Source organism: Nocardia sp. NPDC047648 (assembly GCF_040642815.1).
Lineage (GTDB): Bacteria > Actinomycetota > Actinomycetes > Mycobacteriales > Mycobacteriaceae > Nocardia > Nocardia gamkensis.
Map to the genome: position 1 here is coordinate 68,141 of NZ_JBEYSX010000021.1, position 22,790 is coordinate 90,930.

Annotated in this window: 19 protein-coding genes and 1 tRNA gene; 13 read left to right on the plus strand and 7 right to left on the minus strand. The window is 70.1% G+C overall.

The annotated features are described in order from the left end of the window. Window positions 1-138 precede the first annotated feature (138 nt). Both ABZ803_RS32040 and ABZ803_RS32045 read left to right on the plus strand, forming a co-directional pair. The gene (locus ABZ803_RS32040; RefSeq protein WP_357045086.1) at window positions 139-630 is read left to right on the plus strand and encodes an Lrp/AsnC family transcriptional regulator; all 492 of its coding nucleotides are present in this window, start codon (window positions 139-141) and stop codon (window positions 628-630) included. A 155-nt stretch (window positions 631-785) separates the two neighbouring features. Further along, window positions 786-1,592, plus strand: a complete 807-nt coding sequence (locus ABZ803_RS32045) for an SDR family oxidoreductase (protein ID WP_357045088.1) — start codon at window positions 786-788, stop codon at window positions 1,590-1,592. A 6-nt stretch (window positions 1,593-1,598) separates the two neighbouring features. Here the strand turns inward: ABZ803_RS32045 and ABZ803_RS32050 are convergent, their stop codons facing one another. Further along, window positions 1,599-2,798, minus strand: coding sequence for a benzoate/H(+) symporter BenE family transporter (locus ABZ803_RS32050; protein WP_357045090.1), 1,200 nt, complete (start codon window positions 2,796-2,798; stop codon window positions 1,599-1,601). A gap of 185 nt (window positions 2,799-2,983) precedes the next feature. Between ABZ803_RS32050 and ABZ803_RS32055 the strand changes: the two genes are divergently transcribed. Next, window positions 2,984-3,790, plus strand: coding sequence for a sulfurtransferase (locus ABZ803_RS32055; RefSeq protein WP_357045176.1), 807 nt, complete (start codon window positions 2,984-2,986; stop codon window positions 3,788-3,790). Between the two features lie 19 nt (window positions 3,791-3,809). Here ABZ803_RS32055 and ABZ803_RS32060 read toward each other — a convergent pair whose 3' ends face one another. Continuing rightward, the gene (locus ABZ803_RS32060) at window positions 3,810-4,172 is read right to left on the minus strand and encodes a hypothetical protein (RefSeq protein WP_040865109.1); all 363 of its coding nucleotides are present in this window, start codon (window positions 4,170-4,172) and stop codon (window positions 3,810-3,812) included. 149 nt (window positions 4,173-4,321) lie between these two features. Here ABZ803_RS32060 and ABZ803_RS32065 point away from each other — a divergent pair, with 149 nt between their 5' ends. The 3 genes from ABZ803_RS32065 (at window position 4,322) to ABZ803_RS32075 (ending at window position 8,961) form a co-directional block, all read left to right on the plus strand. Continuing rightward, a complete protein-coding gene (locus ABZ803_RS32065) occupies window positions 4,322-7,138 on the plus strand; it encodes a DEAD/DEAH box helicase (protein ID WP_357045093.1) in 2,817 nt (938 codons plus the stop codon). Then, window positions 7,135-7,902, plus strand: coding sequence for an SWIM zinc finger family protein (locus ABZ803_RS32070; RefSeq protein WP_357045095.1), 768 nt, complete (start codon window positions 7,135-7,137; stop codon window positions 7,900-7,902). The genes ABZ803_RS32065 and ABZ803_RS32070 overlap by 4 nt, the downstream gene beginning before the upstream one ends. Window positions 7,903-8,163: 261 nt before the next feature. Next, window positions 8,164-8,961: a helical backbone metal receptor gene (locus ABZ803_RS32075; protein WP_357045097.1), complete on the plus strand. Its 798-nt coding sequence runs from the start codon at window positions 8,164-8,166 to the stop codon at window positions 8,959-8,961. On the opposite strand, the gene ABZ803_RS32080 is transcribed toward ABZ803_RS32075, so the two are convergent. From ABZ803_RS32080 to icmF, 3 genes are all read right to left on the minus strand, one after another. Then, window positions 8,946-9,353, minus strand: coding sequence for a DUF3224 domain-containing protein (locus tag ABZ803_RS32080; protein WP_357045098.1), 408 nt, complete (start codon window positions 9,351-9,353; stop codon window positions 8,946-8,948). The genes ABZ803_RS32075 and ABZ803_RS32080 overlap by 16 nt on opposite strands. A gap of 60 nt (window positions 9,354-9,413) precedes the next feature. Next, window positions 9,414-10,484 carry an amidohydrolase family protein gene (locus ABZ803_RS32085; RefSeq protein ID WP_357045100.1) on the minus strand — a complete coding sequence of 357 codons (1,071 nt, stop codon included), beginning with the start codon at window positions 10,482-10,484 and terminating at the stop codon, window positions 9,414-9,416. Window positions 10,485-10,682: 198 nt separating this feature from the next. Beyond that, window positions 10,683-13,901 (minus strand): fused isobutyryl-CoA mutase/GTPase IcmF, encoded by a 3,219-nt coding sequence (gene icmF, locus ABZ803_RS32090; RefSeq protein ID WP_357045102.1) that lies wholly within the window; start codon window positions 13,899-13,901, stop codon window positions 10,683-10,685. A gap of 341 nt (window positions 13,902-14,242) precedes the next feature. On the opposite strand from icmF, the gene ABZ803_RS32095 reads away from it, so the two are divergent. The 6 genes from ABZ803_RS32095 to ABZ803_RS32120 all read left to right on the plus strand — a co-directional run bounded on the left by ABZ803_RS32095 (window position 14,243) and on the right by ABZ803_RS32120 (window position 20,812). Then, window positions 14,243-15,226, plus strand: a complete 984-nt coding sequence (locus ABZ803_RS32095; protein ID WP_357045104.1) for a DUF2157 domain-containing protein — start codon at window positions 14,243-14,245, stop codon at window positions 15,224-15,226. 142 nt (window positions 15,227-15,368) lie between these two features. After that, window positions 15,369-16,868, plus strand: a complete 1,500-nt coding sequence (locus ABZ803_RS32100) for a CoA-acylating methylmalonate-semialdehyde dehydrogenase (protein WP_357045106.1) — start codon at window positions 15,369-15,371, stop codon at window positions 16,866-16,868. Between the two features lie 5 nt (window positions 16,869-16,873). After that, entirely contained in the window at window positions 16,874-18,013 is a 1,140-nt protein-coding gene (locus ABZ803_RS32105; protein WP_357045108.1) for an acyl-CoA dehydrogenase family protein, read from the plus strand. Beyond that, a complete protein-coding gene (locus ABZ803_RS32110; RefSeq protein ID WP_357045110.1) occupies window positions 18,010-19,089 on the plus strand; it encodes an enoyl-CoA hydratase/isomerase family protein in 1,080 nt (359 codons plus the stop codon). The genes ABZ803_RS32105 and ABZ803_RS32110 overlap by 4 nt, the downstream gene beginning before the upstream one ends. Continuing rightward, window positions 19,089-19,988 carry a 3-hydroxyisobutyrate dehydrogenase gene (mmsB, locus tag ABZ803_RS32115; protein WP_040865119.1) on the plus strand — a complete coding sequence of 300 codons (900 nt, stop codon included), beginning with the start codon at window positions 19,089-19,091 and terminating at the stop codon, window positions 19,986-19,988. Before ABZ803_RS32110 ends, mmsB begins: the two co-directional genes overlap by 1 nt. Next, complete coding sequence (locus tag ABZ803_RS32120; protein WP_051174905.1) at window positions 19,985-20,812, plus strand: enoyl-CoA hydratase; 828 nt, start codon at window positions 19,985-19,987, stop codon at window positions 20,810-20,812. Before mmsB ends, ABZ803_RS32120 begins: the two co-directional genes overlap by 4 nt. A 49-nt stretch (window positions 20,813-20,861) precedes the next feature. Here the strand turns inward: ABZ803_RS32120 and ABZ803_RS32125 are convergent, their stop codons facing one another. Further along, complete coding sequence (locus tag ABZ803_RS32125) at window positions 20,862-21,908, minus strand: Hsp70 family protein (protein ID WP_357045112.1); 1,047 nt, start codon at window positions 21,906-21,908, stop codon at window positions 20,862-20,864. Window positions 21,909-22,033: 125 nt separating this feature from the next. Then, window positions 22,034-22,585, minus strand: a complete 552-nt coding sequence (locus ABZ803_RS32130) for a MarR family transcriptional regulator (protein ID WP_040865121.1) — start codon at window positions 22,583-22,585, stop codon at window positions 22,034-22,036. Between the two features lie 114 nt (window positions 22,586-22,699). Here ABZ803_RS32130 and ABZ803_RS32135 point away from each other — a divergent pair. Further along, a tRNA-Cys gene (locus ABZ803_RS32135) sits at window positions 22,700-22,774 on the plus strand. Window positions 22,775-22,790: the final 16 nt, after the last annotated feature.

The following is a 22,790-nucleotide window of genomic DNA, read 5'->3' on the forward strand; positions in this document are numbered from 1 at the left end:
TCCTCACCAGGTGGTCGCCACATCGATGATGTGTCCTACCTCACAGCATCCCCCGGAATGCGAACTGCGCAAGTGGCCGACCGGTCGATGAGCAGAATGCTCAATTGCGACCGGCGGCCGGATGTCATACTGCGTGGTATGACCAGAGAAAACGCCGGCGTGAGCCTGGACGCCACCGACGCCAGGCTGTTACTGGAACTGGTCGCCAACCCCCGGGCGACGGGCGTGGAGCTGGCCACGCGGCTCGGCCTGTCCCGCAACACAGTGCAGGCCCGGTTGTCCCGCTGGGAGGCCGGGGGCGTGCTGGGCAGCTTCGAGCGGCGCGTCGAGCCGCGCGCGCTCGGCTATCCGCTGGCGGCGTTCGTCGCGGTCGTCGTCGACCAGCACCGCCTCGACTCCGTGGTGGACGAACTCGCCGAGGTGCCCGAGGTGACCGAGGTGTGCGGCATGACCGGGCTCACCGATCTCACCGTGCGGGTGGTCGCCAGGGACGCCGACGACTTGTATCGCATCGCCGGGCAGATCCTCAAGATCCCCGGCGTCGAGCGGACCAATATGGCGCTGGTGATGCGCGAACTGGTGGGCCCGCGCACCGCTCCGCTGCTGGACCGCCTGGCGAATTCGAGCTGAGACGCTCACCCTCGAATGATCGAGGTCTGCCGAGCGTCCGGTGTCGGCAGCGTCTTGCCGCCGAGTCGTCCTTCGCCACCGCGCATCCGCAGCTGTACCAGGTTGGCCGCCGGATTCCCGGCGGGGAGCCGATGACGTCCCGCTAGGGTGCGGGAATGGAGATTTCGGGCAAAGTTGCCATTGTCACGGGGGCGGGCGCGGGGATCGGGGCGGCGTTGGCCGCCCGGCTCGTCGCCGCCGGTGCGCGCGTGGTGCTCGCCGACCTCGACGAGGCGAGTGCGGTGCGGGTCGCGGAGTCTCTCGGGGCCGGCGCGGTCGCGGTCGGCGGGGATGTGACGGATGAGACGGTGATCCGCACTCTGATCGATCGCGCCGAAGCGGAGTTCGGCCCGGTCGACGTGTATTTCGCGAACGCGGGCATCGGCGGAGGTGCGGGGCTGGACAGCACCGACGGGCAGTGGGCGGCGGCGCTGGAGGTCAACGTCATGGCCCACGTGCGCGCCGCGCGGCTGCTGGTGCCCGGATGGCTGGCGCGGGGCGGCGGCTACTTCGTCGCCACGGCGTCGGCTGCGGGATTGCTCACCCAGCTCGGATCGGCGCCCTACGCGGTGTCCAAGCACGCGGCCGTCGGTTTCGCGGAATGGCTTTCGGTCACCTACGGCGACCGCGGGGTCAGGGTGAGCTGCGTGTGCCCGATGGGCGTGGACACGCGGCTGCTGCACGGCGGCCTCGTTCCGCCGGAGCACGCCGCCGAGGCGGAACTCGCGGTGAAGGCCGTCACCAGCGCGGGCGCGGTGCTGTCCCCGGAGGAGGTCGCCGAGATCGTGCTCGCCGGGGTGGCCGACGAGCGCTTCCTGATCCTCCCGCATCCCGAGGTGCTGAAGATGTACCGCCACAAGGGTTCCGACTACGATCGCTGGCTCGACGGAATGCGCCGCTTCCAGGCCGCCCTCACCGAGTAGCGCGCCCTAGCGCAGCACCTTTCGCACGATCAACCCCGCGAGCAACGCCCAGAAGGCGGCGCCGATGCTGGCGAAGCCGACCCCGGAGGCGGCGATCAGGAACGTCACGACGCCCGCCTCGCGGTGCTCGGAGCGCAGTGCCGCCCCGAGCGCCGCGGCCAGGGTCGCCAGCAGCGCGAGACCGGCGACGGTCTCCAGCGTGCCCGCCGGAGCGGTCGCGATCAGCGTGACCAGCGCGGCCGAGCCCAGCGCGAGCAGCAGATACGACGCGCCCGCGGTGAACGCGGCGATCCAGCGCCGCTTCGGGTCCGGATGCGCCGCGGGGGCCGCCGAGAGCGCGGCGCTGATGGCGGCGAGATTGATCGCGTGCCCGCCCGCGGGCGCACCGATGACGGTGCCGAGTCCGGTGACGGTCATCGCCGCGCGCCAGGGCACCCGGTAGTCGAACGAGGCCAGCACCGCGGTGCCCGGGATGTTCTGCGACGCCATGGTGACGATGTAGAGCGGGATCGCGACGCCGATCAGCGCCTGCCAGCTCCAGTGCGGCAGCGTCAGTTCCAGCCGCGGCGCCATCGCGCCGACGTCGAGGTGCCGGTGCCCGGCCACGATGCTGATCGCGGCTCCGGCCGCGGCGGTCACGAAGGCGGCGATCACGGCCCACCGCTGGGCATACCGTTGCAACACGAGCCAGACCAGGATCACCGGCGCCACCACCGCCGGACTCGTCTGCACCGCCCGGACCGGAGCCAGGCACAGCGGCAGCAGCACCCCGGCCAGCATGGCCTGCGCTATCTCCACGGGGATCGCCGCGACCAGCCCGCCCAGCCGCTGCCACCGTCCGGTGACCACGATCAGCGCTCCCGCCAGCACGAACGCCCCGATCGCGGCGGGCCAGCCACCTTCCACCGCGCCCGCCCCGGCCAGCAGCGCCGCGCCCGGCGTGGACCAGGCCAGCGTGATCGGCATCCGGTAGCGGTAGCTCAGGGCCATCATGCCGATCGCCAGCGTGACGCACAGCGCGAGCAGGCCGGACGCGGCTTGCGCGGGGCTCGCGCCCACCGCGGTCAACCCGCTCAGCACCACGGCGAACGAGCTGGTGAAACCGACCAGCGCGGTCACCATGCCCGCGCCGATCGCCGGCGCCGGTCCGGCCGACGGCCGCTCGGGCGCCGGTGTCGCGGTGACTTCGGCGGAAACGTTCGACATCGGTCGGATATTGCCGCTGGTCACGAGGGTGTGTCGCCTGCCAGTGCCGCGAAACTGGACTGACTTGGACCGGCCGGTGGCACGCGCGGCGAGAGTACGGCGACATCGGCACATCCGGTGCGTAGGGTGGGGGAGTCGGTGCGCGAGGACGTCATTCGGGACGAGGAGCTGAGTTGAGCGCGGTACTGATCTCACCGGGAAAGCTTCGGGAAGCCTTGGCGGACAAGCGGCTTCGGCTGCTGGATGTCCGATGGGCACTGGGCGACCCGGACGGCCCGCAGCACTATCTCGACGGTCACATCCCCGGTGCGGTGTTCGTCGACCTGGAGACCGAACTGGCCGCGCCGCCGTCGCCGGCGCGCGGCAGGCATCCGCTGCCGGATCTCGCGCAGCTGGAGAAGTGCGCGCGCAGCTGGGGTCTGCGCCAGGGCGATCCGGTGGTCGTCTACGACGCCACCGGCGGCATGGCCGCCGCACGCGCCTGGTGGCTGCTGCGCTGGGCGGGAGTAGCGGACGTGCGCATCCTCGACGGCGGGCTGCCCGCCTGGGTGGACGCGGGCGGCCCCGTCGCGACCGGCGCCGAGCCCGACCCGGAGCCCGGAGATGTCGAATTGAGCCCCGGCCACCTGCCCGTGATCGACGCCGACGCGGCCGCTCGCTGGAAGGGCGTCCTGCTGGATGCCCGCGCGAGCGAGCGCTTCCGCGGTGACGTGGAGCCGATCGACCCCCGCGCCGGGCACATCCCCGGTGCGCTCAGCGCCCCGACCGCCGACAATCTCGACGCCGAGGGACGCTTCCGCGCGGTACCGGAACTGCGCGACCGTTTCGCCGGGTTCGGATCCGGGCCGGTGGCCGTGTACTGCGGTTCCGGCGTCACAGCGGCGCACCAGGTGGCGGCGCTCGCCATCGTGGGTGTGGAGGCGGCGTTGTATCCCGGGTCGTGGTCGCAGTGGTCGAACGATCCGAAACGGCCGGTAGCGACAGGTAGCTGACCCGCCGCTGTAAAGGCCCCTACAGCCAGGCGCGCGCCAGGAGGTCGTCGTCGGTGACCTCGCTGGCTCGCGGCGGGAACCGGGTGGCCGCGATCGACTCGATATGCGTTCCGTCGTGCCCGATCACCCACGAGCCGCCGCGCTCCTCGCATTCGGCGAGCTTGGCGAAGGTGGTGAGCAGGAACGTGATCGCCTCGCGCGGGTCGGCGGTGCGGGCCAGCCGCTGGGATTCGCCGGGGCGCGACAGGTCCAGCCACACGCCGCACTGCCCGTCCAGCCGCATGCCGACGATCTTGTCGGCATGCACGAAGGTGAATTTGCGCCGTTCCCACGCGGTCGTCGGTGTGAAGCTCTGCTCGAGAACCTGGAGCAGAATCGTCATGCTGCTTCCTCCGCTTCGTTGACGCCGAGCTGCGATTATTCTGCGATGACCTGCGGATATCCCAGTATGTTCCGGTATCGCGCAGAAATCCACAACGCTCGGGCCGCGGTGTGCGCGGCCGTGTCGGAGCCGCCTGCTTTGATGGGGTGATGCTGCACGGACTGTGGTCGCCGGGATCCGGGTTGCTGCTCTGGCACGACGCACCGGTCGCCGCGACATCCGCGGAGCTTCCCGATCCGCTGGGCCGCGTGCTGCGGGCGTCGAAGTTCCGGCACCGTGCCGAGGTCCTGGTGGTCGCGAACGGCGTCGCCGGTACCGAGCGGGTCCGGGCGCACGCGCTGGCCCCGGTCGCGGCGGCGCAGGCCCTCCGGCAGCGGCTGCCCGTCGAGCTGGTGTCCGGGGATCTGCGTTACCTCGCGCACGTCGCCCGTGGCATCGAACGCTGGGTGCGCGCCGGGCGTGTCGTGCCGGATCTGCGCAGGGAGGACGGCCAGTGGTGGGTGCGCTGGCGGCTGGTCGGCGGGGAGCGGCAACGGGCCTGGCTGGCCGAACTGGCGGTCGCCATGCCAGAGGCGCTGCGGGTGGCCGGGCGTCCGGCCGCGCTGCTCGACGACATGGTCACCGAACTCACCGATCCGATCGCCCGGTCACTGGCCGATCCGCCGGACTCGCCGCATCCCCTGGTGGCCGCCTTGGTCGGCGACACTCCGCTGGACAACGGCAGCTATCAGGTCGCCGAGGTGCTGGAGCGCTGGCGGGCCAGCCTGACCGGCGACGAGCCGGAACTGGTGCTGCGGCTGCTGGAACCGGACGGTGAACTCGGCCTCGCCGACGAGTCGGTGGCGCTGTGGCGGCTGGAGGTCTGCCTGCGCCTGACCGGTGAGGCGCCCAGAACGATCCCGCTGCACGAAGATCCGAGTCTGGTGCGGATCGCGGGGGACAAGCTCGGGGCGGCCAAGCGCGCGTATCCGAGATTGCGTGATCTGCCGAGCGATCCGCGCAGCATGGATCTGCTGTTGCCCACCGAAGTGGTGCTCGATCTGGTCGCGCACGGTGCGAACGCCCTGCACGCCGCGGGGGTGCGGTTGCTGCTGCCGCGCGCCTGGAGTGTCGCGGAGCCGAGCATGCGGCTGCGGGTGGACAGCGCGGTGCCCGCCGCGCAGAGCACGGTCGGTCTGCGCGGCCTGGTGTCCTACCGCTGGGAGTTGGCGCTGGGCGACATGGTGCTGACCCGGGCCGAGATGGAACGCCTGGTGCGCGGCAAGTCCGATCTGGTCCAGCTGCGCGGCCAGTGGGTGCAAGCCGATCACAAAGCGCTGGCCGCCGCGGCCCGGTATGTCGCCGCGCATGCCGACGACTCTCCGGTCACCTTCGCGGACATGCTCGGCGAGATCGCGGTCTCCCGGGTGCCGCAGGTGCCGATCACCGAGGTCACGGCCTCGGGATGGGTGGAGGACCTGCTCGATCGCACGCGCGAGCCCGAAGCCCTCGCCCCGCCCGTCGGGCTGAAGGCCCAGCTGCGCCCCTACCAGGAACGCGGCCTGGCCTGGCTGGCCACCATGAGCAGGATGGGGTGCGGCGCGATCCTGGCCGACGATATGGGCCTGGGCAAGACGGTCCAGGTGCTCGCCCTGCTGGTCCACGAGCGCGAGACCGCCTCCGAGCCGGAGCGGCCCGGCCCGACCTTGCTGGTGTGCCCGATGTCGGTGGTCGGCAACTGGCAGCGCGAGGCGGAACGGTTCGCGCCCGACCTGCGGGTGTGGGTGCACCACGGCGCGGGACGGCGGGCAGGCGCCGACCTCGACGAGACGGTCGCCGCCGCGGATCTGGTAGTCACCACCTACGCGCTGCTCGCGCGCGACGCCGAGGAACTCGGCAGGCAGGATTGGGACCGCGTGGTCTTGGACGAAGCGCAGCACATCAAGAACGCGGGAACGCGACAGGCGCGGGCGGCGCGGTCGCTGCCGGCGCGGCATCGGCTGGCGCTGACCGGCACTCCGGTGGAGAACCGGTTGGAAGAACTGCGCTCCATCATGGATTTCGCGATGCCGAAGGTGCTCGGCAGCGCCCAGTCGTTCCGCGCCCGCTTCGCGGTGCCCATCGAACGCGAACGCGACCAGAACGCGATCAGCCGCCTGCGCTGGCTCACCCAGCCGTTCGTGCTGCGCCGGGTGAAGACCGACCCGACGGTGATCAGCGACCTGCCGGAGAAGCTCGAGATGACCGTTCGGGCCAACCTCACCGTCGAGCAGGCCGCCCTGTACCAGGCGGTCGTGGACGACATGATGGCCAAGATCAAGGACGCCAAGGGCATGGCGCGCAAAGGCGCCGTGCTCGGTGCGCTCACCCGGCTCAAGCAGGTGTGCAACCATCCGGCGCATTTCCTGGGCGACGGGTCGGGTGTGCTGCACCGCGGCGCGCACCGTTCCGGCAAACTCGCCCTCGTCGAGGACGTCGTGGACGCGGTGCTGGCCGACGGCGAGAAGGCGCTGCTGTTCACGCAATTCCGGGAATTCGGCGAACTGGTCGCGCCCTACCTGGCCGAACGGTTCGGCACCGCGATCCCGTTCCTGCACGGCGGCGTGCCGAAGAAGAAGCGCGACGCGATGGTCACCGGATTCCAGGCGCCGGAGGGCCCGCCGCTGATGCTGCTGTCGCTCAAAGCCGGCGGCACCGGGCTCAACCTCACCGCCGCCAATCACGTGGTGCACCTGGACCGCTGGTGGAATCCCGCGGTGGAGAACCAGGCCACCGACCGCGCCTTCCGGATCGGCCAGCGGCGCAATGTGCAGGTGCGCAAGCTGGTCTGCGTGGACACGATCGAGGAGCGGATCGACGAGATGATCAACGGCAAGCGGCAACTCGCCGACCTGGCCGTGGGCGCGGGCGAGAACTGGATCACCGAGCTGAGCACCGACGAACTGCGCGACCTGTTCACCCTCGGCGCGGCGGCGGTGGGCGAATGAGTCCTTTCGTCGACTACTCGGAGTACGGCAAGAAGCTGCCGGTGCGCGGTGGCGTGGAAGCTCGCAGCAGGCGCGGCGGCTTCGGGCGCACCTGGTGGGGCAAGGCGCTGGTGGAATCGGTGGAGCGGATGGCGGAGCCCGGCCGGCTGGCGCGCGGCCGAAATTACGCCAGGTCCGGTCAGGTGGTGAACTACCGGATCGAGCCGGGGGCGGTGACGGCGGAAGTGCAGGGCAGCCAACCGCGACCCTTCACCGCGGTGTTCACCGTGCGCCCGTTGCGCGAGGATGAACTCGAGGAACTCATCGAGACCATCCGCTCGGCCCCGGGCATGCTCGCCGAGATCGCCTCGGGAGCGTTGCCGAGCGGGCTGGGACCGGTGCTGCTGCCGAGCACCGCTGCGGAGCTGGATTTCACCTGCACTTGCCCGGACCCGGGCTGGCCGTGCAAGCACGTGGCCGCGGTCTGCTACCTGCTGGCCGAGCGGCTCGACGAACACCCGCGCGAGATCCTGACCCTCCGCGGGCTCGACCTGGACACCCTGATCGGCGGCATCGAACGCGAGCCGCGACCGCCTGCTTCCGATGACCCCTACGGTGAGCACACTCCACTGCCGGACCTGCCCGCCGTCGAATTCCGCCCGGCCTCGGAGGATCTGGATCCGATGCTGCTGCGCAAGGCGCTGCGGATGACCTCGGCCGAGGAGACGACCGCCGCGACCGGCCTGCGTGAACTCACCGCGCTCTATCGGCTGTTCGACCGCTGACGTTGGTGGGCACCCAGCGTCGGGGCTGTCGGTTACCGCCGGTCTGTCGGGGCGGGATCGATACCGGCGGAGCGAAGGGACCGGAGACTTCCCGACACCGGGTGCCGCTATCCAGTCTCGCGCAGCGGAACTCGGCACGGAACTGCCCCAGTGACGCCCGGACGCTGCCCTTGCGCCGAACTTGCTCAACGGTCGCACCCGGCCTCTTCCAGCCGGAAAAGAGCGCCGAGCAGCGTAGATCTCCTGTTATAGGCTGACCGTGTGGCAGGGAAGAGCCCAGCGTGCGGGTTGCCTCGCGACGACCTCGGTACCCCCGTGGACCTCCGCACACCCCCGCGCCGGGTGGTGTCGCTCGTTCCGTCGCTGACCGAGGCGGTGGCGCACACCTGCCCGGAAGTCCTGGTCGCCGCCACGCAATGGTGCACGCACCCCGCCGATCTGGCGGTCGAACGGGTCCGCGGGACCAAGAACCCGGACGTGCGGCGCATCATCGAACTCGCCCCGGACCTGGTGCTGTGCAACAAAGAGGAGAACCGCCGCATCGATGTCGAGCGGCTGCGCGCGGCCGGGGTCGCGGTGTGGGTCACCGAGGTGGAGACGGTCGACGAGGCCATGGTCTCGCTCACCCGGCTCTGCGTGGAGGTGCTCGGCGCCGGTGTTCCGGCATGGCTGGCCGAAGCCGAATCCGCCTGGGCGCCACCGCCGCCGGAACCGGCCCGGGCCGCCGTCATTCCGGTCTGGCGCGATCCGTGGATGGTGGTCGGCCGCAACACGTTCACCGGAGATATCGCGCACCGTCTGGGCCTGCGGCTGGTGCATGCCGATCGGCCCGATCGCTACCCGCGTCTCACCGAGGCCGAGCTGACCGTGGGCGTCGACCTCGCGGTGCTGCCCGACGAGCCGTATGTCTTCACCGAAGACGATGGGCCCGAGGCGTTTCCGGATATCCCGGTCGCGCTGGTGGAGGGCCGGGCCCTCACCTGGTACGGGCCGTCCCTGGCGACCGCGCGCGGGACGCTCACCGCGCAGCTCGCCCGGGCGGCTCAACCCAGGTCGTAGTCGAACCAGATGTGGTGCGTGCCGTCGGCGTCCACGCCGATTCCGCCCGTGCCCGTGATGCCGGCGAGGTCACCGGTGCCGCTGTGCGGGACGATCACGCAGAACTCGTTCGTGCGGTCCGTGCCGCTGGTGCTCGCGACGTGCAGGAAGTTGAAGGTCCCCGCGACACCGTCGAGCGCGCCCTCGAACGACTCCATCGCCGTGTAGCTTCCCACGCCCGTGGCCTGGTCGAACGCGGCGGTGAAGATCGTGGAGGAGCGGCCGTCGATCGCGCCGGCGAACTGCTTGGTGATGAGGGCGACGCCGACCGGCAACGCGGTAGCGATGGTGGGATCGGGCACCACCTCGGTCGGGACGAAATTGCTCACAGAGAAGGTGCCGGTAGCTTTCACGCGGCCGATGGTAACCACCGGCACCGACATGATCGACCGTCCCGGGCGCCGGGTCCTGGTTCAGTCCGCGATCCGGTAGACGCGCTGCGCGGTGGTCCGGAAGACCTGCTCCAATTCCGTCCTTCCGCCGCCGTGGCCGGTGACGGCGGTCGCGATCGCCTCGATGCTGTTGCCGATGCTGGTGACCGGCTTGTCCACGGGGAAGTTCGAGCCCCAGATGAGACGGTCCGCGCCGAAGACGTCCAGCGCGTGCTCGACCAGCGGGCCGATCCGGTCGAGCAGATCCCCCACGGGTGTCGGCGTGCCCCGCGGCGGGATCGGGTGGCCCAGGATCGGCATCATCAGCCCGCTCACCTTCGCGACCACGTTCGGGCGCGCGGCCAGTTCGGCGAGATCGTCGCGCCACCGCACCAGCAGCTGCCTGCGCAGGCCGGGATTGGTACCGGTGTGTTTGCCGACCGCGCCGAAGATCCCCGCGGGGGTGCCGAGGTGGTTCAGCACGATCGGCACCTCGGGATAGCGTTCGGCCAGCGCCGTGACGTCGGGAATGGCGTGCGAGTACACCCACGCTTCGAACGAGAGGCCGCGCTCGGCCAGCCGCGCGAAGCCGTCCAGGAATTCCTTGGTGGTGAGCTTGCCGGGCGCGTCGGTGAACGATCGCACGCCGGGATCGGGATGGTGGGCGACCATGGTGCGGACACCGCGCAGCAGCGGTGACGCGGCCGCGTGCGCGTCGAGCAGCTCCGCGAACGCCGGGTCGGCCGGGTCGCCGCCCGCGAGGATCGCGCCGAGCCGCGGGGCCGCCTCCAGTGGCAGCCCGGCCACCCAGGCGGTTTCCCCGGCCTTCCCCAGCGGTCCCCGCTGCGACCATTCGACTTCGATGTGCGCGACCACCTCGATGGGCGCGTTGCCCGCGTCGGCGCGGTAGTCGAACGGGAGGTAGGGCCGCAGGTAGGCGACCGGATCTCCGACGAACTCACGGTCGCGCCGCGGTGCGAGGCGCTTTGCCGCGTCCACCGGGACCGGCAGCAGCCGGAACAGTTTCGCCAAGGCGCTGAAATCTCGCGGTGTGGTGAACGGGTCCCACTGGTGGATGTGTGCGTCGATGATCCGAATACCCGAGAGCTCCATGTCTGCCATCCCAACCGCGCCGAAGGTTTGCTCGGCGATTGTCACATGCCCCGCACACGGCGGGCCCGTAATCCACGGGAGCCGCCCCGCGCGGCGGCCGCGGCCGGATTCACGGTGCCCGCCCGGCTTCCTCGCGCGAGCCGGGCCCACCGGCCGATGGGGGCGCACCGGCTGCTCGAGGTGCGCGCGGCGACCGGCTCACACGTTGCGGCGGTACTGCCCGCCGACGGTGAAGAACGTGTCGGTGATCTGCTGCAACGTGCACACCCGGGCGGCCTCCATCAGCACCTCGAAAATATTGTCGTCGGTGCGGGCGACCGCTTCGAGCCGGGCGAGTGCGGCATGGGCGCCGTCCCGGTTGCGCTGCTGGAACTCGCGCACCCGCCGCAGCTGCGACTGCTTCTCCGCTTCGGTGCCGCGCGCCAGCTCCAGCTCCCGGTGCGGCTCGTCGTGGGAGTTGCGGAAGGTGTTCACCCCGATGATCGGCAGCGAACCGTCGTGCTTGCGCTGTTCGTAGCGCATCGATTCGTCCTGGATCTTGCCGCGCTGGTAGCCGGTCTCCATCGCGCCGAGCACGCCGCCGCGTTCGCTGATCCGCTCGAACTCGGCCAGCACGGCCTCCTCGACCAGATCGGTGAGCTCGTCGACCAGGAAGCTGCCCTGCAGCGGGTTCTCGTTCATCGCGACCCCCCACTCCCGGTTGATGATGAGCTGGATGGCCAGGGCGCGGCGCACCGATTCCTCGGTCGGGGTGGTGACCGCCTCGTCGTAGGCGTTGGTGTGCAGGCTGTTGCAGTTGTCGTAGATCGCGATCAGCGCCTGCAGCGTGGTGCGGATGTCGTTGAAGTTCATCTCCTGCGCGTGCAGCGACCGGCCGGAGGTCTGGATGTGGTACTTCAGCTTCTGCGACCGCTCGTCGGCGCCGTAGCGGTCCCGCATGGCGACGGCCCAGATGCGGCGGGCCACCCGGCCGATCACCGAATACTCCGGGTCCATCCCGTTGGAGAAGAAGAAGGACAGGTTCGGCGCGAAGTCGTCTATGTGCATGCCGCGCGCGAGATACGCCTCCACATAGGTGAAACCGTTGGCCAGGGTGAAAGCCAGCTGGCTGATCGGGTTCGCCCCCGCCTCGGCGATGTGGTAGCCGGAGATCGACACCGAGTAGAAATTGCGCACGCCGTTGCGCACGAACCAGTCCTGGATGTCGGCCATCATGCGCAGGCTGAACTCGGTGGAGAAGATGCAGGTGTTCTGGCCCTGGTCCTCCTTGAGGATGTCGGCCTGCACCGTGCCGCGCACCGTGGCCAGGGTGCGGGCGCGCAGGTCGGCGGCCTCGGTGCCGGTCGGCGGGCGGCCCTGCTCCGCCGCGAAGCGGTCCAGCGCCTGATCGATCGCGGTGTTCAGGAAGTAGGCCAGGATGGTCGGCGCGGGGCCGTTGATCGTCATCGATACCGAGGTGGTCGGCGCGGTCAGATCGAAACCGTCGTAGAGCACCTTCATGTCGTCGAGCGAGGCGATCGACACGCCGGACGTGCCGACCTTGCCGTAGATGTCGGGGCGCTCGGCGGGATCGTGGCCGTAGAGCGTCACCGAATCGAAGGCCGTGGACAGCCTTTTCGCGTCGGAATGCTCGCTGAGCACTTTGAACCGGCGGTTGGTGCGGAACGGGTCGCCCTCGCCCGCGAACATGCGCGCCGGATCCTCGTTGTCCCGTTTGAACGGGAAAACCCCTGCGGTGAACGGGAACCGCCCGGGCAGGTGCTCGGCGCGCAGGAAGCGCAGCAGCTCGCCGTGATCGGTGAAACGAGGTAGGGCCACGCGCGGAATGGAGTTGCCGGACAGAGTCTCCCGGCGCAGCGGGGTGCGGATCTCCCGGTCGCGCACCCGGACCACTTGTTCCTCCCCGCGATAGGACTCGGCGAGGGCTGGCCACTCGGCCAGCAGTGCGGCGTTCGCGGGCGTCAGGTCGGCGCGGGCGCGTTCGGCCAGTTCGGCGACGGCCGTGTCCCCGGGCAGTTCGGCCGCCACCTGCTCGAGGCGTTGCAGCCGTTGCGCGGCGGCGACCTGCGCCGCGGTCTCGGCGTGATAGCCGCGCACGGTCTCGGCGATCTCGGCCGGATAGCGCACCCGCGCGGGCGGGATGAGCTGGGCGAAGCGCGTGGACACGCGGGTGTCCACCCGGGGCAGCGCGCCGGGCTCCAGCCGCAGGCCGTGACCGGCCAGCAGGCCCGTCAGGTGCTGGTAGAGCGCGGTCACCCCGTCGTCGTTGAACGTCGCCGCGCTGGTGCCGAAGACCGGCATGTCCTCGGGCGCGGCATGGAACTCCTCGCGGTTGCGGATCAACTGCCTGGCCACGTCACGCAGCGCGTCCGCGGCGCCGCGACGCTCGAACTTGTTGATCGCCACCACGTCCGCGTAGTCCAGCATGTCGATCTTCTCCAGCTGGGAGGCGGCGCCGAACTCGGGCGTCATCACGTACATCGACACGTCGACGTGGTCGGTCACCGCGGCGTCGCCCTGTCCGATGCCGGGGGTCTCCAGGACGACCAGGTCGTAACCCGCTGCCTTGCAGGCGGTCACGATCAGATCGATATTGTCCGGCAGTTCGCGTCCACCCCGGGTGGCCAGCGAACGGAAGAAGACGTGCTCGCCGTCGAGGGCGTTCATCCGGATGCGGTCGCCGAGCAATGCGCCACCCCCGCGCCGCCGGGTCGGGTCCACCGCGAGAATCGCCACCCGCACCTTGTCCTGCTGATCCGAACGGAGCCTGCGCACCAATTCGTCGGTGAGCGAGGACTTTCCGGAGCCGCCCGTGCCGGTGATGCCGAGCACCGGCACGGTCCGCGCCGCCGCGGCCTCGGCCAGCTTCCGCCGGTCGGCGTCCGGCAGCGCGTCCGCTTGCAGGCAGGTGATGGCGCGCGCCAAGGCGGCGCGCTCGCCGGAGAGCACCGCGTCCGGCACCGGCGGCTCGGTCGCGAGGTCGACGTCGCAGGCGCGGATCAACTGATTGATCATGCCGGGCAGGCCGAGTCGCTGTCCGTCCTCTGGCGAGAAGATGGTCACGCCGGACGCGGCCAGTCGCGCGATCTCCTCCGCCACGATCACGCCACCGCCGCCGCCGAAGATCCGCACGTGCTCGGCTCCGGCCTTCTTCAGGGCGTCGGCGAGGTATTCGAAGTACTCGACGTGGCCACCCTGGTAGGAGCTGACCGCGACGCCCTGGGCGTCCTCGGTGAGCACGGCGTCGACCACCTCGCTGACCGAGCGGTTGTGGCCGAGGTGGATCACCTCCGCGCCCTGGCTCTGCAGGATGCGGCGCATGATGTTGATCGCCGCGTCGTGCCCGTCGAACAGGGCCGCCGAGGTGACGAAGCGAACGGGGTGGGTGGGCGCGTAGAGCGCGCTGCTGTCGGCCACGGGATTCCTCTCGGGATTCCATTGTCGCCCGATACTAGGACGTCAAACTAATCGTACGGTGACTGCGATCACATCGCCAGCGTCGCCGCCCGGGTTGTCCGCGTCGCTGCCGCCGTGCCGGTTCCGGGTCGGCGGCCGGCGGATTCGGTGGCGGTCGACGGGTTCGATCGCGGGGTGTTTCGCGCAGCCGTCGCGGCAGGCCACGGCGCTGGACATCGTGACTGCGGGCATTTCGGCGGGGATCGTCGCGGGACGGATGGATCGGACGGCGGTGACCGTGGGCGATACCCCGCTCCGGCCGATTGTGTTGTCAGGGCGGCCGACTCGGACATACTGGGCCCATGGTGAGCGACGACAGGGCGGAAGCCGCGGTAGGGCGGCTGGTCGCCGAGCGTGTGCTGACCCGCGACCAGGCCGACGCGGTGCTCGCGGCGCTCGCCGTCGAGCGGGCGGCGGTGGTGGCGCGCGGGAAGGTGCTCGCCGAGATCGCCTCCTACGTCGGAGCGGGTCTGCTGTTCGGCGGAATCGCCCTGGTGGCGGCCTCGTCCTGGGACACGCTCGACCGGCCGGTGCGAGTCGGCGTGCTCGCCGTCGTGTCGGCGGGTCTGCTGTTCGGGGGCGTTCTGCTCGCCGGGGTGCCGACCGGCCGCACGAGCGCGAACAGTGCCCGCGCGAGGCTGGCGGCCGTGCTCTTCGCGCTCGGGTCCGTCGCGCTCGCCGGGTCCGTCGGCACCGCGCTCGAGAACGCGAGCACCGATGCCGCGTGGGTTTTCGCCTGTGCGGCGGGAGCGGTGATCGCCGTACTCGGTTACCTCGCGCTGCCGTCGGTGATCGGACTGCTGGTCTGCGCCTGCTTCGTGCCCGCGGCCGTCGCGGGGATCATCACCGAAGTGATCGGTCTCGACGACACCTGGGGCAGCGCGGCGGTACTGCTACTCGGTGGCGTGTGGTTCGCGCTGACCAGGATCGGCGCCCTCGCGGACCTCCGGATCGGATACCTGATCGCGATCGTCACGTCCGTCGCGGCCGCGCAGAGTCTCGACATCGATGGCCGGATCTGGGCCTACGGGATCACGGCGCTGATCGCCGTGGTCTGCTTCGCGCTGTACGCGACCCAGCGGTCGGCGGTGCTGGTCGTCGGGGGCGGTGTGGCCATCGCGGTGGCGGCGGGGGAGGCGGTCTCGGAATGGACCGGCGATTCGCTCGGCGCGGCGGCGGTGGTCGTAGCGATCGGCGCGGTCACGCTCGGGTTGGGCGCGTTCCGGTTGGTGCGCCCGCGGCGAGAGAAGGAAGCCGATCCGGCCGTTCCCCTGCCGAAGCCGTAGGTGGGCTGACCGAGCCCTCACCTGGGGAAGGCGTGGGATGAATCACATCTGCCCCCGGACATTGCTGATACTTGGACGTCCAACTATAGGATGACCGCATACCGCACCGCGGTGTCCCGATCGCTACGAGAACAGGACTGGCATGGTTCGCGAACTCACCCATTTCATCGGCGGACAGCATGTGTCGGGCGCTTCCGGCAAGTTCGGCGACGTCTTCGACCCCAACCTCGGCCAGGTGCAGGCGCGGGTGCCGCTGGCGAGCAAATCCGAGGTCGAGGCGGTCATCGCGAACGCGGAGGCCGCGCAGCCGATATGGGCCGCGTTCAACCCGCAGAAGCGGGCTCGCGTTCTCATGAAGTTCCTGACCCTGGTGCAGGACGAGATGGATTCGCTGGCGGCGCTGCTGTCCTCCGAGCACGGCAAGACCATCGCCGACGCCAAGGGCGACATCCAGCGCGGTCTCGAGGTGATCGAGTTCGCCGTCGGTATCCCGCACCTGCTCAAGGGCGAATACACCGAGGGCGCGGGCACCGGCATCGACGTGTACTCGATGCGCCAGCCGCTCGGCGTCGTCGCGGGCATCACCCCGTTCAACTTCCCGGCCATGATCCCGCTGTGGAAGGCCGGTCCCGCGCTGGCCACCGGCAACGCGTTCGTGCTCAAGCCCTCCGAGCGCGACCCCTCGGTGCCGCTGCGGCTGGCCGAGCTGTTCCTCGAGGCCGGTCTGCCCCCCGGTGTGTTCAACGTGGTCAACGGTGACAAGGAAGCCGTCGACACGCTGCTGCACGATCCGCGCGTCAAGGCCGTCGGCTTCGTCGGCTCCACCCCCATCGCGCAGTACATCTACGAGACCGCGACCGCGAACGGCAAGCGCGCCCAGTGCTTCGGCGGCGCGAAGAACCACGCGATCGTCATGCCGGACGCCGATCTCGACGACGTCGCCGACCAGTTGATCGGCGCGGGCTACGGGTCGGCGGGCGAGCGTTGCATGGCCATTTCGGTGGCCGTCCCGGTCGGCGAGGAGACCGCCGACCGCCTGGTGGCCAAGCTGACCGAGCGGGTGCACAAGCTCAACGTCGGCCGTTCCGACGACCCGGGCGCCGATTACGGGCCGCTGGTCGGCCAGGACGGCGTGAACCGCGTGAACAACTACGTCCAGATCGGTGTCGACGAGGGCGCCGAGCTGGTGGTGGACGGACGCGGCCTGGTCGTGGAAGGCGCCGAGGACGGCTACTTCGTCGGCGCGACGCTGTTCGACAAGGTGACGCCGCAGATGCGGATCTACCGCGAGGAGATCTTCGGTCCGGTGCTCACCGTGGTCCGCGCCAAGGACTACGAGGAGGGTTTGCGGCTGGCCAACGAGCACGAGTACGGCAACGGCGTGGCGATCTTCACCCGCGACGGCGACACCGCCCGTGACTTCGCCGCGCGCGTGCAGGTCGGCATGGTCGGCATCAACGTGCCGATCCCGGTGCCGATCGCCTACTACACCTTCGGCGGATGGAAGCGTTCCGGCTTCGGCGACCTGAACCAGCACGGCCCGGATTCGATCCGTTTCTACACCAAGACCAAGACGGTGACGCAGCGCTGGCCCGCCGGGCTCAAGGAGAGCAACGCGTTCGTCATCCCGACGATGGACTGACCCGGATGTTCATCCTCGACGACGACGAGAAGGCGATCCGCGACACCGCGCGCGGCTTCGCCGACGAATTCCTCGCCCCGAACGCGCTGGAGTGGGACGAGCAGAAACATTTCCCGGTGGACGTGCTGCGTAAGGCGGGCCCGCTCGGTCTCGGCGGCATCTACGTGCGCGAGGACGTGGGCGGTTCGGGCCTGCGCAGGCTCGACGCCGTGCGCATCTTCGAGCAACTGGCCACCGGCTGCCCCGCCATCGCCGCCTACATCTCCATCCACAACATGGCGACGTGGATGGTCGACCGCTACGGCGACGACGAGCAGCGCAATCGCTGGCTGCCCCGGCTGACCGCGATGGAACTGCTGGCCAGCTACGCGCTCACCGAGCCAGGGGTCGGCTCCGACGCGGCGGCGTTGAGCACCAAGGCCGTTCGCGACGGTGACGACTACATCTTCAACGGCGCCAAGCAGTTCATCTCCGGCGCGGGCTCCACCGATGTCTACGTCGTCATGGCCCGGACCGGCGACGACGGTGCGCGCGGGATCTCGGCGTTCATCGTGCCCGCCGACACCCCCGGCATCTCCGTCGGCGCCAACGAGAAGAAGATGGGCTGGAACGCCCAGCCGACCCGCCAGGTGATCTTCTCCGACGCCAGGGTCCCGGCGGCCAACCGGCTCGGCGCGGAGGGCGACGGCTTCCGCATCGCGATGAACGGCCTCAACGGCGGCAGGCTCAACATCGCCGCGTGCTCGGTGGGCGGCGCGCAGGCGGCGCTGGACAAGACGGTGCCGTATCTGGCCGAGCGGGAGGCGTTCGGCAAGCCGCTGCTGCGCAACCAGGCGCTGCAATTCGACCTCGCCGATATGCGCATCGAATTGGAGGCCGCCCGCACGCTGCTGTGGCGCGCCGCCGCGGCGCTGGACGCCGACGCGCCGGACAAGGTGGAGCTGTGCGCGATGGCGAAGCGTTTCGCCACCGACGCCGGCTTCGAGGTGGCCAACAAAGCCCTGCAACTGCACGGCGGCTACGGCTACCTCACCGAGTACGGCGTGGAGAAGATCGTCCGGGATCTGCGGGTGCACCAGATCCTCGAGGGCACCAACGAAATCATGCGGGTGGTCGTCGCCCGCGCACTGGTAGGAGCGGCATGAGCGGACAGACCACGAGTGAACCCGAGGTTCTTCTCGAACAGCGCGACGGGCTGGGCCTGATCACGCTGAACCGGCCCAAGGCCATCAACGCGCTGAATCACTCGATGGCCCTCGCCATCACCGACGCGCTGCGCACCTGGGCCGAGGACGACGCGGTGCGCACCGTGGTCGTCACCGGCGCGGGCGAGCGCGGCCTGTGCGCGGGCGGTGACATCGTCGCCATCCACGCCGACGCGAAAAGCGGTGCCACCAGCGCCGATTCGGCGACCGGACGGTTCTGGCGCGACGAGTACATCCTCAACGCCCTGATCGGCCGCTACCCGAAGCCGTACGTGGTGATCATGGACGGCATCGTGATGGGCGGCGGCGTCGGGCTCTCCGGGCACGGCAGCCACCGCATCGTCACCGAGCGGTCCAAGATCGGCATGCCCGAGGTGGGCATCGGCTTCGTCCCGGACGTCGGCGGCACCTATCTGCTCGCGCGCACCCCGGGCGAGATCGGCACGCACGTCGGGCTCACCACCGCGCGGATGAGCGCTGGTGACGCCATCGTCGCGAACTTCGCGGACTATTTCGTCGCCTCCGAGCATCTGCCCGCGCTGCTGGAGACGCTGCGCACGGAGAGCGCCGACATCGCGATCGCCAAGTTCGCCACGGACGCGCCGGATTCCGCGCTGGCCGCCGCGCAGGACTGGATCGATGACTGCTACGGAGCCGACTCCGTGGAGGAGATCGTCGCGCGGTTGCGGGCACACGAGGCACCCGACGCGCGGGCGGCGGCCAACGAGATCCTGGCCAAATCCCCGGTGGCGCTGAAGGTCACGCTGCGTTCGCTGCGCGCGGCCCGCACCGCGCCGAGCCTGGAGGCGGTGCTGAACGAGGAGTACCGGGTGTCCATCGCGTCGCTGTCGTCGCACGACCTGGTCGAGGGCATTCGCGCGCAGGTGATCGACAAGGACCGCAACCCCCGGTGGTCGCCCGCGACGCTCGAGGCGGTCACGGACGCGCAGGTGGACGCATACTTCGCCGAGCTGGGCGATCGAGAGCTGGGTCTGGCGACCCGGGAGGTGGCGTGATGAGTAAGCGAATCGGTTTCCTCGGCCTCGGCCACATGGGCGCGCCGATGGCGGCCAACCTGGTGCGCGCGGGCTACGAGGTGCTCGCCTTCGACCCGGTGCCCGCGGCGCGCGAACAGGCCGAGCGCGACGGCGCGATCGCGGTCGGCACGGCCACCGAGGCCGCCGCGGCCGACACCGTGATCACCATGCTGCCCAACGGCAAACTCGTCCTCGACGTGTACGCCGAACTGCTCCCGGCCGCGGCACCGGGCACCTTGTTCATCGACTGCTCCACCATCGACGTGGCCGACGCGAAGACCGCGGCCGAACGCGCCACCGCCGCCGGGCACCGTGCCCTGGACGCCCCGGTTTCCGGCGGTGTCGCGGGCGCGGCGGCGGGCACGCTGACCTTCATGGTCGGCGGGGCCGCCGAGGACTTCGCCGCCGCCCTTCCGGTGCTCGAGGTGATGGGCGGCAAGGTCGTGCACTGCGGCGGCTCCGGCGTCGGTCAGGCGGCGAAGATCTGCAACAACATGCTGCTGGGCGTGTCGATGATCGCGCTGTCGGAGTCGCTGGTGCTGGGCGAGAAGCTGGGCCTGAGCCATCAGTCGTTCTTCGACGTGGTCTCCACCGCCTCCGGCCAGAGCTGGGCGCTGACCAGCTACTGCCCGGTTCCGGGCCCGGTGCCGACCAGCCCGGCCAACAACGACTACCGACCGGGTTTCGCCACCGCCCTGATGGCGAAGGACCTGGGTCTGGCCGCGAACGCACTGCGCGAGAACAACATCGACGGGCAACTCGGATTGCTGGCCGCCGCGATCTACGACCGCTTCAACCAGACGGATGCCGGACGGGACTTCTCGGCTATCGTCACCGATATCCGTGACCGATCCGACCAAGAGGGTGCAGAAGGATGAACGCATCGCAGAGCGATTCCGTGGGCGGCGGCGGCCGGGCGACGGGTGGGGCCGACTTCGAGACGATTCTGCTGGAACGCAAGGGCCGGGTCGGCTGGATCACGCTGAACCGCCCGAAGGCGCTGAACGCGCTGAACGCGCAGGTCCTCGACGACGTCATCGCCGCGCTCGACGAACTCGAACACGACGACGAGATCGGTGCCATCGTGATCACCGGCTCGGAGCGGGCTTTCGCGGCGGGCGCCGACATCAAGGAGATGCAGCCCAAGTCGTACATGGACATGTTCATGGACGACTACTTCGCCCGCTGGGACCGGCTGGCGCAGTTCCGCAAGCCCACCATCGCCGCGGTGGCGGGCTACGCGCTGGGCGGCGGCTGTGAGCTGGCCATGATCTGCGACGTCCTGCTCGCGGCGGACACCGCGAAGTTCGGGCAGCCGGAGATCAAGCTGGGCGTCATCCCCGGCATCGGCGGCTCGCAGCGCCTGACCCGCGCGATCGGCAAGGCCAAGGCCATGGATCTGGTGCTCACCGGCCGCAACATGGACGCCGAGGAGGCCGAGCGGGCGGGGCTGGTCTCGCGCATCGTGCCCGCGGCGGAGCTGCTCGACACCGCGGCCGAGGTCGCCGAGACCATCGCGTCCATGTCGCTGCCGGTCGCCATGATCGCCAAGGAAGCGGTGAACCGCTCGTTCGAGACCACGCTCGCCGAGGGCCTGCGCTTCGAACGCCGAGTGTTCCACTCGCTGTTCGCGATCGAGGATCAGAAGGAAGGCATGAGCGCCTTCGTCGAGAAGCGTCCGGCGAAGTTCACCAACCGCTGACGTCCGGCCCGCCCGGCCGATTCCCCCGGCCGGGCGGGTTCGTCGCGAGTTATCCGAAGGGTCCCGATGTGGGCGCGACGATCTGCGCGGGCGTGGGCACCTTGGTGCCCTCGGGCGTGGGCGCGTCCTTCTCCGCGGCGAGCAGTCCGGCGATCGTGGCGCCCAGTGCGACGGTGACCGCGGCCGCCGCGATGAGTTTGCGCCGGTCGACGGCGACCGGGACGAGGGTGGCTCCGGCGCGCAGCCGGGCCATCCGCACGTCGCCGCCCCTTCGTTCGGCGGCGAGCAGCACGGCGCCGCGCGCGGAGACGAACTCGGGTTCGGGGTCGTAGACGATCGGCAGGTCGACCAGTTCGGCCAGTTCGGCGCGAATGCTCGGGCTGCGCGTGCAGCCGCCGAGCAGCACCATGGCTTCCGGCCGCACACCGGTCTCGTCGATGATCTGCCGGACGAACGACACCGAGTGATGGATGCCCGCCGCGCACAATTCGGCCAGATCGCTGCGGGTGACGACGGCCCGTTCGCCGGTGCCGTCGTCGATGGCGGTGACCACCCGCGCCTCACTCAGTTCCTCGCGGTGACGCCGGATGGTCGGCGTGTCGGTGAGCACGCCGTCGCGGGCCAGCCGCCAGCGCAGCAGCGCGTCGTAGCCGTCGCCACCGAGCACCGTGCTGCGCTTGCTGGACAGGATCGCGTCGGTGCGGCAATCGACATGCGTGATGGTCAGCCCCGAGCTGCCCAGGTCGTAGAGGATCACCGAGCCGCTGTCCGGCAGTTGCCCGGTGAAGCGCAGATAGCGCAGCTGGGCGAGGGGTTCGTCGACGATGGTCACGCGGCGACCGCGCACGCCCGCGCGGATGGCGTCGGCGTGCAGCGGACAGCGGCAGGTCACCGCCGTGCCCGAGATCAGCTCGTCACGCCGGTCGGCGGCGCCGTTCATCCGGCGGATCGCCTCGAAGACCGATTCCTCGACACCGCCGCCCGCCCGGCGCGGCACTTCGCAGCGATCGATCGGGGGTAGGTGTGGCTGATCGGAGTGTGTCAGCATCGCATGGGCGCCGCCAGCGCCCGCCGATACCCCCAAGACCAGCACCATGATTTACATGGTGGACCCTTTCGCTTCCGCTGCCAAGACGGCATGCCCGGCAATTCGCCGGTTGGATGCCCGATCGTCACCCGACGGTCGGTCGCACCGGGTATGCGACCGACCGGTACGTCGAATCAGTCTGTGGCCGTGGCCGACCAGCGCGCCGTTCCCTCTGCGGTGTCGAAGTCGCCCGCGGCATGTCGGAATTCGGCGAGCAGTTGCAGCAGAGTGTGCAGTCGTTCCGGGGGGAGTCCGGGGAGCGCGAAAACCTTCGCGTTGAGTTCCTCGGTCGCCTTCGCCACCAATTCCCGTCCCGCGTCGGTGATTTCGATCAGGGTAGCGCGCCGGTCGCTGGGATGCGGTACGCGCTCGACGAGCTTCGCCGCCTCCAGCCGGTCCACGGTGTTGGTGACGCTGGTGGGGTGCACCTGCAAGCGCGCGCTGGCCTTCGCCATCGGCAGCGCACCGGTTTTGCTGAAATTGAGCAGCATGAGCAGCTCGTAGCGGGAGAAGGTCAAGCCGGTGGGTTTGAGCGCCTCGTCCACCCGCGCCATCACGATTTGCTGAGCCCGCACCAGCGACGTCACCGCGGCCATGCCGTCGGCGACATCTCCCCAGCCGTGGCCGACCCACTGGCGGTGGGCCTCCTCGATCGGGTCGTTCGGAAGCGGGCGTGGCCGAGACATGTTCCGATCATTCCATGCCGCCAGGTCCGGACGGGGACATCCGGCCAGGCTTCGGATCACCGTGAGCGCAATGGTAGGCCGGGCCTACCTGCCGGGGGCACTATCTAAGGCGAGGCGGGCGTGGCTGAGTGGTTTAGGCAACGGTCTGCAAAGCCGTTTACGCGGGTTCAATTCCCGCCGCTCGCTCCAAGTGTCCTCGGTGCTC